Here is a 13,159-nt window from a genome sequence, read left to right as displayed (position 1 = left end):
CGAACCAATTGTCCGCAAACACAGCAAAACCGTTGACAACGAAATTAGTTAAGAGAGTTAATGGATCCATAGACAAGAACAACATCCGCCTGGAGATCCCTCATGTACCCCAAAAATGCCTGGTACGTTGCCTGCACCCCCGATGAAATCGTCGACAAGCCCCTGGGGCGCCAGATCTGTGGTGAAAAGATGGTTTTTTACCGGGGGCATGAAGGCAAGGTCGCGGCGGTGGAAGACTTCTGCCCCCACCGCGGCGCCCCGCTCTCCTTGGGCTATGTCGAAAACGGCAACCTGGTGTGCGGCTATCACGGTTTGGTGATGGGTTGCGACGGCAAGACCGTCGAGATGCCGGGGCAACGGGTACGAGGCTTCCCTTGCAACAAGACCTTTGCGGTACAGGAACGGCATGGGTTCATCTGGGTCTGGCCCGGTGACCAGGCGCTGGCCGACCCGGCGCTGATCCATCATCTGGAATGGGCCGAAAGCGATGAATGGGCCTACGGTGGCGGCCTGTTCCATATCCAGTGCGACTATCGCCTGATGATCGACAACCTGATGGACCTGACCCACGAAACCTACGTCCACGCCTCGAGCATCGGCCAGAAGGAAATCGACGAGGCACCGCCGGTGACCACGGTCGACGGCGATGAAGTGGTCACCGCCCGGCACATGGAAAACATCATGGCCCCGCCGTTCTGGCGCATGGCCTTGCGCGGCAACAACCTGGCCGATGACGTGCCGGTGGACCGCTGGCAGATCTGCCGTTTCACCCCGCCCAGCCATGTGCTGATCGAAGTCGGCGTGGCCCATGCCGGCAACGGCGGTTATCACGCCGCGCCGCAATTCAAGGCGTCGAGCATCGTGGTGGATTTCATCACGCCGGAAACCGAGACGTCGATCTGGTACTTCTGGGGCATGGCCCGGCACTTCCAACCGCAGGATGACGCCCTCACCGCGTCCATTCGCGAAGGCCAAGGCAAGATTTTCAGCGAAGACCTGGAAATGCTCGAGCGCCAGCAACGTAACCTGCTGGACCATCCGCAACGCAACTTGCTCAAGCTCAACATCGACGCGGGTGGCGTACAGTCTCGCCGGGTACTGGAGCGCTGGATCGCACGGGAACGGGAAGCACAGGCCGGGTTGATCGCCAGCAGCCATCAACCACAGCTGGCGGAGCAACGGCCATGATCGAAGTCCAGGTCGCGGCGCGACACAACGAAGCCCTCGATATCTGCAGCTACGAATTGACCCGTGTCGATGGCCAGCTGTTGCCGGCCTTCACCGCCGGCGCCCATATCGATGTGCACTTGCCTGGCGGGCTGATTCGCCAGTACTCACTGTGCAACCATCCCGAGGAGCGGCACCGCTACCTCATCGGTGTGCTCAAGGATCCGGCGTCCCGCGGTGGTTCGCGCAGCCTGCATGAGCTGATCCAGCCAGGTATGCGCTTGCACATCAGCGAACCGCGCAACCTGTTCACTCTCGCTGCGCAAGCCCGGCGCAGCCTGCTGTTTGCCGGAGGCATCGGCATTACGCCGATCCTGTGCATGGCCGAGCACCTGGCCCAGAGCGGTGCGGCATTCGAGCTGCATTACTGCGCCCGCGCCCGCGACCGTGCGGCCTTTGTCGAGCGCCTGCGCCAGGCCCCTTATGCCGACCGGGTCTTCCTGCATTTCGATGAAGAACCTGAAACCCTGCTCGACGCTGCCAGAGTGCTGGCCGCGCCCGGTGACGACGTGCACCTCTACGTCTGCGGCCCTGGCGGGTTCATGCAACACATCCTCGACACCGCCAAGAACCAGGGTTGGCAGGAAGCCTGCCTGCACCGCGAATACTTCGCCGCCGCCCCTACCGACACCCGCGCCGATGGCAGCTTTTCGGTCAAGCTGGCCCGCAGCGGCCAAGTGTTCGACGTGCCGGCGGACTGCAGTGTGGTGCAGGCGCTGGAGCGCCATGGCATCGAGATCCCGATCTCGTGCGAACAAGGTGTCTGCGGCACCTGCCTGACGCGTGTGCTGGAAGGTGTGCCGGAGCATCGGGACATGTTCCTGACCGAGGCTGAACAGGCCTGCAACGACCAGTTCACGCCGTGTTGCTCCAGGTCCAAGACACCCGTCTTAGTACTGGACCTCTAACACCGGACATTGTGGGAGCGAGCCTGCTCGCGAAGACGTCGGCTCAGTTGCATTGATGTTGACTGACCCACCGCTATCGCGAGCAAGCTCGCTCCCACAGGGGGATTTGTGCTGGGTTCACAAATCCATCCACAACTGGGGCTGTTCACTCCGAACGCAGAATCACCGTCATCCGCTCGTCAGCCAGCGTCGAGCCGAAGACTTCGGCGTAGCGCAGGGTCGCGTTGGCATGCTCGCGCATGATTGCCTCGGCGCGGCCGCTCTGGCGGTTGATCAGGGCGTCGAACACCGAGTGGTGTTGCATATGGGCATAGTTGAAGCGGCGAAATTCGCCGGCCATGTTCTGGCGATCTACCGCCAGGGCGGTGACTGAGGCGAATGGCAGATGATCGTTGCGGGCCAGGGCATCGGCAATCGCCGGGTTGTGGCTGCCTTCGACGATCACCTGGTGAAAGCGCATGTTGAGGTCGTGATAGACCTCCAGGTCATCCTCGGTCACATAGCCCTTGGCGAACAGTTCATCGCCCTGCACCAGGCATTGCTCGAGTATCGCACGGGCCTTTTCAGACAAGCCGTGCTCGGCCGTCTGCCGTGCCGCCAGGCCTTCCAGCACGCCACGCACCTCCACCGCCCCGGCGATCTGCTCGGCACTGACCGAACGCACCTGGAAACCTCGTCCGCCGAAGCGCACCAGCAACCCTTCCTGCTCCAGGGTGCGGAACGCCATGCGCACCGGCATGCGCGAAACGCCGAACAGCTCGGCCGTGGGTATTTCCATCAGGCGCTCGCCAGCGGCCAACTCGCCCGAGGCGATCATCTTGCGCAGCGCAACCAGCACCGTTTGGCCGGGCTTACTCATCCAGGCGATTCCACAGAAAAGAAGCCGTCATATTAGAAGGCTTGGCGCAGCGTGTCACGGCAAGGCAGTGGCAGCCAGGCTGGCCGCCACAGCGGGTTGTTCAAATCCCTGCCAACTCGCGCAACTGCGCCATGGTCTGTTCGTCCAAGCTAATCCCTTGCTCATTGGATTTGCTGCGTTCGCGATGGCGACGGTCTCCCGGCAGGCGCCGCAACCCAACGCCATGCATCTGCCTGACCAGTTCCTGGCTGCGCTCGGCAAAGTTCTGCCCGGCGGTCTTGCTCGGGTCGATCACGATCAACAACTGACCGGTCCACGGGGTCTTGGCGCCCGGATGGTTGTGCCAGTCGAACTCGAAGGAAAAATTGCCGCCAGTCAGGGCTGCCGCCAGCAACTCGACCATCATCGACAGCGCCGAGCCCTTGTGCCCGCCAAAGGGCAAGAGCGCGCCACCTTCGAGAATTGCCTTGGGGTCGCGAGTCGGCTGGCCGAGGCTGTCCACGCCCATTCCTGGCGGCAACAACTCGCCCTTGCGTGCAGCAATCTGTACATCGCCGTGGGCAATGGCGCTGGTGGCGAGGTCGAAGACAATCGGCTCACCGTCAGCCCGTGGTGCGGCGAAGGCAATGGGATTGGTGCCAAACAATGGACGGTCCGCGCCATGGGGCACCACACACGTCATGCTGTTGACCACACTCAACGCCACCAGGCCTTCATAGGCGAACGGCTCGACATCCGGCCAGAGGGCGGCAAAGTGATGGGAGTTGCGAATGGCCAGGATGGCAATGCCGGCGCTGCGGGCCTTCGCCACCAGCAATGGACGCGCTGCGGCCAGGGCGGGCTGGGCAAACCCGTTGCCGGCGTCCACGGCGACAAACCCTGACGCGACGTCCTCGACCACTGGCACGGCCTTGCCGTTGACCCAACCGCTGTCGAGTGTCGAGACATAACCGGGAATGCGAAACACCCCATGGCTGTGGGCGCCATCGCGCTCGGCCCCGGCGCAGTTTTCAGCCAGGCACCGAGCGACTTCGGTCGACGTGCCATGACGCAGGAAAATTTTCTCCAGCAAGCTCACCAGAGCATCGAAAGACAAAGTGCAAGAAGCGGCATGATCGGATGGCGCAGACATCTGAAGCTCCAGAATGATTGTTGGAGGTAGCAACAGCGTAAAGGGACCCGCCGGGTGATTAAACACCGTTTCAGGCGCGCACTGTCAATCCTTGTCCACGGCATCTGCCCGGCCTGGCAGGTCGAACACCAGCATGCGGTAACTATGTACCACCTTTGCTCATTCATCGTTGCCTAGTCTGGCGGCTTCCTCCATGTTCGCGCCGCTCCGAGGCGCCCTGATCGAGAAGCAACGATGCTCACTGAAACCACGCCACTTTTATTTCCCGAGGTATTGCACGCCCATCGCCTGGACGAATTGACCGCCACCCACGGCCTGACACAGGCAGACCTCGACTGGTTGCAGCACATCGCGCTGCCCGACCACACCCAGCGCGCAGCGCAGACACCCCCGATGTTCGCCGAAACCATTCTGTTGCAAGCCGATGAAAAACCGCCCATCGCGCTGGCCGGCTGCTTTGTCCTCGGCACCTCGTCGAACAGCAGCGAAACCAGCACCCACCCGGTATTCCTCTACACGCCCAGTGGTGGAATCAAAAAATTCGACAACCTGGTATCTCTCGAAGAACAGATTGACCAGATGCGCCGGGACACTGCGCAACGCGACGACCTGTTTCGTCTGTTGTCGATTTCCCAGCGCAGCGAACTGAACAGCACCACCGACATCAGGCAGACCCGGCAACTCATCGAAGAGGATGTTTTCAAGACCCAGCTCGAATCCATCGAGCATGCCCAGAGCCTCAATGCCCTGGCCATGGTGAATGAGCTGATCAAGTTGCCCTCGTTAAGATCGATGCTTGACCAGATCTTGAACGAGGTGCTGCCGGACCTGGATCATCGACAGATCCGCGTAGCCTTCAGCAAGGGGGCTCGCCCGCAAAATCCAAGGGCCATCCAGGTGACCGAAAGCATCCCACTGAGCGATGCCATCCTGGGCTATTTCCATCATCAGGGCTGGCCTGTCGGGCATGACATCGATCTGACTCATCCGGGGACACTTGCATCGTCCTACAGCCCGCAGCAATGGGAAAACACCATAAAGGACGTTGCCAGGAAGCTGATACCGACGCTTATCGGCTGCCTCGATGCCTTTTGGGAGAACACGACGACTCACTTCTATATGTCTCGGCGCAAACTGCTTTCACAAGTCATCCACGATGGACTCTGGGCAGCCATCCTGGTCGAGCGGGAGAAAAGGCACCTGACGGATGAGCAAAGTCGTGAACTGCTCCGGCTGTTCAGACCTTCCCGTCGAGACGAGACACTGCTGTTCATCGAAACGATTCGCCTCTGGGAATATGAGCCGCACTTTGTAGAACTTGCAGGCTCCATGATGATCAGCGCCAAAGGCAACTATCTCTACACGCCCATGCATGGTCTTCAGAAGATAGACAACCATCTAGGCTTCAAGGCAGCGCTGTTCGGTAGCCCCGCAAGCACCGCACAAAAGGACGCGCTCTACAGCCTGCTGAGCCTGGAAGAGCGCAACCGGTTCCTGCGCTTTGACGAGCCACAGATTTCGGGCAAGCCGCTGGACTTGCCAGTGTCCGAGTCCCTGGCGAACGCCATCATTGAAAAGCAGAAGAATAATCTTCATTACGCACTGGAAATGTCTCGCCAGGGCGATGTCGATATCCACCCGCTCATCGACAAGGCGTTGGATATACGCACCTTCATCAACAAAAGCCTGTTGGACCAGCCTACTGCCGGACACTGGGGCACTCATCCCGCTTTTCATGGAAGTCTGCGCCCGTCCAACTTCATGGCTGATCAGATGCAAAGAAAGGTCAAGAGCTACACCGATGTCGAAGCGGCTTTCGATAGCCTCTTTACCCGGTTGCCGACCTCCCACAACGTTTCGCTGCACAATGGGCTCAAGCAATTACTGGCTGAACTGACCAATGTTTTTTCCTTGGGGATACGTGCCGAGGCCGAACTCAGGGAACTGAACGCGAGCCTGCCGTCGATTGCGAATGACCTGATCAGAGCGGTTTTTGCCTACGATTCAGAATACCCGGACCGCGCACAACGGATCGGCGTCAGGGGCTTTCGGCCGGATGTCTATTCATTGACGCTGGCTTGTAGCGAAGCTGGTCGAACGGTTTATCTGCCCCTTGCCAACTGCTTTTTATTAACTGAGCGCGGAGGCCTCGATACACCCTATTCGGGCATGGCAATCCTCTGGACGCCCGCCGATGGCTTGCAGGCGTTTTCGTCCGTTGATGTTGCCACCCAGCAGTTGAATCGACACCTGCTCGACTCCCGAAAACGCTTTGGTTTGCTCGCCAACCTCACGCCGGCCCAACGCCAACCTCATGGACACTATCAACTCCAGGCGTATGAGCTGATCGAGGACAACGTGCTGGTGAATCGGATGAATTCGTTCATCAAACATTTTGAGGCCGAGCATGCTTATCTGAGCACCTTGAAGGCCGGGAGCTGGCAACTGACCGGCAAGGCACTGTCGAGAAGCCTTCAGGCATTGCTGAACAAAGGCGCGCCCACCAACCTCAAGCGCGCCACATACATTGCCCAGGCCAACAAGCAGCAACAGCAACTCCCCGCCTGGCTCGGTACAGCGGCACTTGACGATCAACGCCTGCACGTCGAGTTGCTTGAGCAATATAAAAACAGCGTGGTCGATGGCAAGGGCTATCTGGACGGTATCGAGCCGCTGCGCACCTATGTGCGCAATAAATTGAAAGCGCTGCTGAGCGCACGCTTCGCCGCAAACAACCTTGACCCCGACGCCATCCAGATCACGCCCGACCTCGCCATAGTCGGGCCGGCCAGTTCGCTAACCGACTTCGCCATGCATCACATCGAAGTGACCCGGGAAGGATTCAAGGTTTCTTCAACGTCCACGCAGAAACTGCCGGACGGCCTCAATGAAATCGCTGTCAGGCAGATGCTATCCTCGCTGGATATCTCGACCGACTTTAAAAATCAGGTGGCGCAGAAATTGTCCGGCACCACTGCGCAGGCCCGGCAAAGAAAAACGGCCTTCCGCCAACAAATGCCCTGGCAGTTGCTGCAATACGCTCACGCGCGCTATCTGCAACAACACCTTTCCCCCCTGGCGTTTGATTTGATCCGTCAGGTGGTGGACATGCCCGATGCCATCGCTCGCAAGGCCGTTGACGGTGCCAACGCGTTTATACGCCCGCTGGAGTTGATCAAGACCGACGGTGCCGTGCCGGTCAAAGCGCAGGGGCTCTACTTGATTGGTTCGAGCGTCGATGCGACAAGTCCTCAAGTCCTGTATTCGCCCTATCATGAGGGGCATCACTTCACCGAATTCAAGGATGAAGAGAGCGTCATTGCCGCATTCAATACGCCAGGGATACTTCAGGACCTGCTGATTCGCCGGCTTCCCGAACACCAGCAGTCCACATTCAGGCACCTGTTCGCCGCCACGCTCGGGCAGCGATCGGAAATCAGCCTGGCCTCGAACCCTATCCAGACCAACCTGCTCGACACCTTGTTCGACGACAACGCAGCATTGTTATCGGACATGCTGACCGCACAAACCAATGAAAACCGACAGTTTGACTGGGGAACGGTCCTGCACCTGTTCAGCTCCGGCATCAAGTTGGTGGGGGGCCAGTTGTCGGGCAAACTGACTTTTATCGAAACGCTTTGGGAAAGCTACCAGGACTTCAAGGCCTCAGCCGAAGCCTTGCAGCAGCATGACTGGAAAACAGGCCTGCACGACTTTATCGCCGGCGCCGCGGAGATGGTGTCGCTGGGCCTGATGAATCGCGAGGATACATTCGGTCTTCTCGATCCCATTGAACCGCTCTCCCAAGGCGCTACCTTGGCCAATCGCTGGAAGGACATCGCTTCCACCGCCCAGATCCGCACCGACTTGAGCGTTTTCGAGGCCATGGGCATCAGCCTGTCGGAGCTGCAACTGGACCTGATCGACGGAACCTACAAGGCACTGGAAAACGGCAGGCTGTACGTCCCCCTTGCCGGCAAAGTCTTCCAAGTAGCGAAAGCCGGCCAAACCTGGCGAATCGTGCATGAGCACGCGGAGGGGCCGTTATTGAGAAAGTCGCCTGACGGCCGGACATGGGCACTCGATCCACAACGCCAGACCATACGCTTCGGTAAAGCCGGGTCGAAGATGGCCGTCACCTACAGCGACTTCAAGGCCAAGGGTTCACTGAATATCGAAGCAAAGGGCATGGCTGAGATACGCAGGAAATATCCGTATCGTGCAAATGCAATTATGCAGGCACTGGAGACCGCGAGGTTCTATTCATTCAACGCCCTTCACAACTTTGATCAATTCAAGCGACAACCACTTGTGGGCTCTCGGCTGGATAATTTCCTGAGATTGTTTTTTGGGGTCACCAGCGTCGATGCTCGTCTTATCGGCAAGATAGAGGCGGCGATCTCGCCCATATGCCGGGCGTTGGCCGATCCATCCTGGGCGCACCAGAATGCCGACCGCATCGTGATCGGCAACCTCAAGCACCTGGAAGATCGAGCAACCGCCTTCGTACTCGAGCCTGCAGCCGTCGGAAGAATCTATATCACGCAGTTTTTTTTCGACATGGGCTTGGACTGGTACAAGGCCGTCGTACCCGAGTTCTTCAATGTCGATGCGCATGCCCAGGGAGCGACCTTCATTCACGAAATTTCCCATCAGTTGTTCAATACGTTCGACATCATCTACCTGGACGCCGCATTGCCATTTCTCGATTTGATTTCAACAGCGACTTATGCCGGAAAGTTGCAATACGACAAGCAAAAGGACCTGCAACTCAACGGGCTTTCATTGACCACGCCGAAGTCAAAACTGTTCACGCAATGGGACAGCACGGATAACACCTACAAGAAGCTGGAGCTGTTGCCTGGATACCGGCAAACCACACGGGAGATCCTGAAGATAACCGGCGCCAGAACCATGGATAACGCTCGTGATGATTTTCTCGATCCGATTTTGCCGGACAAGCGCATCGACGTCATACTTCGCAACGCCGACTCGCTCACGCTCTTGATTTGTGAATTGGGACGCCAACTCGACTCCACTCCATCACAGCAAATTGCCGTGCCGTGAAGGGTTTGAGTGGTTGATCTTTTTTTCACGCAATGTATGCGACGGTATGCCATGACAAATGTTTGAGAAAAAAAGGCTCATTGATGCGTAAACGCCATGACGGCTGTTCTCGGCAGCACATGCCGAAGGTTAGAATGCGGCAAACCAGGAAGAGTCAATGACCGAACATCCCCTCTCGGAAGCCGAATACGACGCCATTACCGATGCCGCTGCCCATTGGTGCATGCGCTTGCATGCCGTCGATTGCACCGATGCCGAACGGCAGGCGTTCAAGCAATGGCACGATGCCGATCCCCTGCATGCTTTCGAATACGAAGCCATGCTGGAGATCTGGGCTGTTGCCGATCATCTGCCGCGTGTCGAGTCGGCGCCTGCCGCCCCAGCACGCCGCAGCCGGTCGCGCTGGAGCCGGTTGGCGGTCGCCGCGGCGGTGTTCGTAGTCGGTATGCCGCTGGCCGCTTACACCGGCTGGAACCTGGGCTGGGTTGCCAATTCCTACCAGCGCTTCGAAGCCGGCGCCAGCGTACGCCATGTCACCCTGGGTGACGGCAGCCAGGTCGAACTCAACCTGGGCAGCGAGCTGGTATTTGCCAACTACAAAAACGAACGCCGGGTGACGCTGAAAAAGGGTGAGGCGTTTTTTGACGTCAGCCATGACAAACAGCACCCGTTTGTCGTTCGGGCCGGCCAAGGCCAGGTGCGCGTGACCGGGACTCGCTTCAACGTATGGATGTACCAGGACCAGGTACGGATCACGCTACTGGAGGGCTCGGTGAGGGTGACCAGCAACCAGGCGAACACCCGTGACGGCCTGGCGCTTTCCCCGGGCATGCAGGCCAGCTACAAGGCGGGCGACCAACAACCGCAAGTTCGTGAGACAGATCCCAATGACAGCTCGCTGGCGTGGCGCAACGGCAAGCTGGTGCTGGATAACCTTGCCCTGAGCGATGCACTGCCGCTGATCAACCGCTACCTGGACCGGCCCGTCATGTTGGCCGACAACAGCACCGGGGGCCTGCGTATCGGTGGTGTCTACAACATCAGCGAAGTGCAGAACCTGGTGCCTTCGCTGCCGAAAGTGCTGCCGGTCTACCTGACCCAGAACAAGGATGGCAACCCGGTCCTCAACTCCATCGGGCAACGACCGGCCACGAACTGAAAGCTTTTCTCTGTGGGAGCAAAGCTTGCTCGCGATAGCGGTGGGTCAGTCGGCCTTGATGTTGAATCTGCCGCCGTCATCGCGAGCAGGCTCGCTCCCACAGTTTGGATCGGTGCCCGCCTGCGATCTTCCGGCCAACACAAATCCGCTGTGGGAGCAAAGCTTGCTCGCGATAGCGCCGGGTCAGTCTGCCTTGATGTTGAATGTGCCGCCGTCATCGCGAGCAAACTTTGCTCCCACAATTTGGATCGGTGCCAGCCTGCGATTTCCCGGCTAACACAAATCCGCTGTGGGAGCGGGCTTGCTCGCGAAGGCGGTGGATCAATCTACACCGCGGCTATTGCGTCGCCACCCTGCCCGTCTCATCACGTTCGCGGATAATCAGCGCCTGATAGTGCGGATCGGCCTTGATCTGCTGTTCGGTGAATGGCAGCACACTCCACTGCTTCTGCGAAAAGGCCTGGGTCTGGTCCGTCGAATAGGGCGATGCCGGGTCGCTGGAGAGGGAGAATGCCAGCAATCCCTGGGCCTGCGGACCTTTGCCGTCAAACGTCACCACTTGCAGATAACTGGTCCCGCTGACCACCTCCCGCTTACCGTTCACCCCGGGCACACTCTGGATCGCGTTGTAGATGCCCAGCTCCCCAGGGCCGCCATGAATCGGTGTCTGGCGGCTGCCGCTGCTGGCCACCTGCACGTCTTGCCATTGGCTGTCCTTCGACAATCCGGCGACCTTCACCGCCTCCACCGAAGCCAGCATGGCATCGCGCACGGCTTTCAGCACTGTTGGCCGCTCGATCGCCAGGCCACGCGGGGTGTGTTGCGGATCTTTGGGATCGAAGGCGACGCGCCATGAGTCGGGCACCGCCTGCAACCGATCCATGATGTGCTGGAAATGCACGATCCCCAGGCCACTGTTCAGGCCGGCCTTGCGATCCCAAGCCTTGAGGCTGGCACAAGCCTGGCCCAATGCCGAAGCATCGGCCCCCAGGTCACCGGCGCACACGCCGAGCAGGTCCGGCATCACCTGGTCAGCCAGGTAAACCTGGTCGTCCATGACCATGCGCTGCAAATCCTCCACCTTCACCGGCCCGTCCTTGGCCAACTGGCCCATCCGATCCAGCGCAAAACGTGCCCGCAGTCCCAGGGGCTGGCCTTGCTGGCTGATCAACGGGGAGTAACCTGACAGCGGCTGCGCAGGGTTGACCATCCAGGCCGAATCGTTGGAGTTCTGCACATAATCGCGGCGCAGCAACTGCGGAAGCTTGTCGGCGGCATAAATGCCCTTTTGTACGGCTTTGGAATCGATGCCCCAAGCACATTCGCTGCGAGAGCCATCCAGCACGATCAGTCGCAACCCGGCTCCGGGATCGCTGCACCGGGCCAGTTTCTCCGTATCGACGTTCGGCACCACCGACACGTTCATGTAAAGGCTTTGCCCTTGGTCGTCCACCGCCAGGGTATTGACCCAGGGAATGCCCTGGATCTTATGGACGGTGTTTTGCAGATCCTTGAGCGTGACCGCCTTGTTCATGGCGTACCACTGGGCCAGCACGCGATCGTTTTCCAGGTTCGCATCCCGCAGGCTGTAGGCGAACCGGTTATCCCAGTCCAGCCGGCCAGGCCATTGCACGATCGGGCCGAACTGCGAGCCATACACCACTCGGGAGACCCTCTGCACCTGGCCGTCAGGTTGCTTGACGTCCACCGCGACCGTTTGCTGGCTCATCGGCACCGACTTGCCGTCGAGCAGATAGCGGGTCGGGTCCTTCGGGTCGAGTTGCAGGCGGTACAAGGTGAAATGTTTCGAGCTGTCGACGGTGTGGGTCCAGGCCAGGTGCTGGCTGAAACCGATGTTGATCATCGGCAGGCCTGGCAGCGCCGCGCCCATGACGTCCAGCTTGCCGGGAATGGTCAGGTGCATCTGGTAGAAACGCATGCCGCCCAGCCACGGAAAATGTGGGTTCGCCAGCAACATCCCGCGACCGTTGAACGAGCGCTCGCTGCCGATGGCCAGCGCATTGCTGCCGCGCTCCAGGGCAAAACGCTGCTGCCGGGTTGCAGCGGCCGCAAAACCGGTGACCGGGGTGCCCACGAGTGCGGTCGCCTGGGGCGGTTGCGCGCCGGCCAGGGCCTCGGCGAACTGGCCGACGCCGCCTTCCACCAACAGCCGGCGGGTCAACTTGACCAGATCCAGCGCCGTGATCGGCCGCACCCACTCGCTGGCACATTGTTCGGGCAGGCCTTTGGCCTTGCGCTCGACCAAGGCACGGTTGTAGCCCGCCACGTAGCCTTCGACCAGTTGTTGCACTTGAGGCGTCTGGGCCTGCCAGAAGCCGGAAACCGCTTGTGGCGTGTTGAGCCAGCTGAAAAACAGATCGCTGACGCGGTTCTCCCGCTGCTCGACCGTGACCTGCTCCGGCCCGAAATAACGCGAGCGCTGGGCATTGACCGTGACGATTTCATTGGCCAGCAGGCACAGGTTGTCCTGGGCGTAGGCGTAGCCGATGCCATAACCCAGCCCGCGTTCATCCTGCGCCCGGATATGCGGTACGCCAAAACGGGTGCGACGGATCTCGGCACTGGCCTGCTGCCCATCGTCTTGCGCATTGACCACGGGACTGAGCCCGAGGGCGATCCCCAGAAAAGCGCCTGCGAGGCCAATCCTCGATAACTGCCCGGACATTCTCACGTTCACTCCTGATAAAAACTTCAGAAACCAGGACGGCTACCGGTGCGCCAGAAGACAAACACACGGCCCGCCTGGGAAATCACATGCCGCGTGCCGAACCGGAATGTGCCTACCT

7 protein-coding genes are annotated in these 13,159 nt (G+C 59.7%); 4 read left to right on the top strand and 3 right to left on the bottom strand.

All coding sequences use genetic code 11. The features are described 5' to 3' along the window. Nucleotides 1–102 precede the first annotated feature (102 nt). Nucleotides 103–1,188, top strand: a complete 1,086-nt coding sequence (locus ASC85_RS17615; protein ID WP_057450682.1) for an aromatic ring-hydroxylating oxygenase subunit alpha — start codon at nucleotides 103–105, stop codon at nucleotides 1,186–1,188. Further along, nucleotides 1,185–2,135, top strand: coding sequence for a PDR/VanB family oxidoreductase (locus tag ASC85_RS17610; RefSeq protein WP_057450681.1), 951 nt, complete (start codon nucleotides 1,185–1,187; stop codon nucleotides 2,133–2,135). Before ASC85_RS17615 ends, ASC85_RS17610 begins: the two co-directional genes overlap by 4 nt. Before the next feature lie 145 nt (nucleotides 2,136–2,280). Here ASC85_RS17610 and ASC85_RS17605 read toward each other — a convergent pair whose 3' ends face one another. Together ASC85_RS17605 and ASC85_RS17600 are read right to left on the bottom strand one after the other, a co-directional pair. Beyond that, entirely contained in the window at nucleotides 2,281–2,994 is a 714-nt protein-coding gene (locus tag ASC85_RS17605; RefSeq protein ID WP_057450680.1) for a GntR family transcriptional regulator, read from the bottom strand. Between the two features lie 100 nt (nucleotides 2,995–3,094). Further along, on the bottom strand, nucleotides 3,095–4,126 hold the full coding sequence (locus tag ASC85_RS17600) for an Ldh family oxidoreductase (RefSeq protein ID WP_057450679.1): 1,032 nt from the start codon (nucleotides 4,124–4,126) through the stop codon (nucleotides 3,095–3,097). Between the two features lie 234 nt (nucleotides 4,127–4,360). Between ASC85_RS17600 and ASC85_RS17595 the strand changes: the two genes are divergently transcribed. Both ASC85_RS17595 and ASC85_RS17590 read left to right on the top strand, forming a co-directional pair. After that, nucleotides 4,361–9,193 (top strand): dermonecrotic toxin domain-containing protein, encoded by a 4,833-nt coding sequence (locus tag ASC85_RS17595; protein WP_057450678.1) that lies wholly within the window; start codon nucleotides 4,361–4,363, stop codon nucleotides 9,191–9,193. A 157-nt stretch (nucleotides 9,194–9,350) separates the two neighbouring features. Continuing rightward, nucleotides 9,351–10,352, top strand: a complete 1,002-nt coding sequence (locus tag ASC85_RS17590) for a FecR family protein (RefSeq protein WP_057450677.1) — start codon at nucleotides 9,351–9,353, stop codon at nucleotides 10,350–10,352. 337 nt (nucleotides 10,353–10,689) lie between these two features. Here ASC85_RS17590 and pvdQ read toward each other — a convergent pair whose 3' ends face one another. After that, nucleotides 10,690–13,038 (bottom strand): bifunctional acylase PvdQ, encoded by a 2,349-nt coding sequence (pvdQ, locus tag ASC85_RS17585; protein WP_057450676.1) that lies wholly within the window; start codon nucleotides 13,036–13,038, stop codon nucleotides 10,690–10,692. Between the last annotated feature and the right edge of the window lie 121 nt (nucleotides 13,039–13,159).

It is taken from the genome of Pseudomonas sp. Root401 (assembly GCF_001425105.1).
GTDB classification, from domain to species: domain Bacteria; phylum Pseudomonadota; class Gammaproteobacteria; order Pseudomonadales; family Pseudomonadaceae; genus Aquipseudomonas; species Aquipseudomonas brassicacearum.
This window is presented reverse-complemented; position numbering and strand designations above follow the sequence as displayed.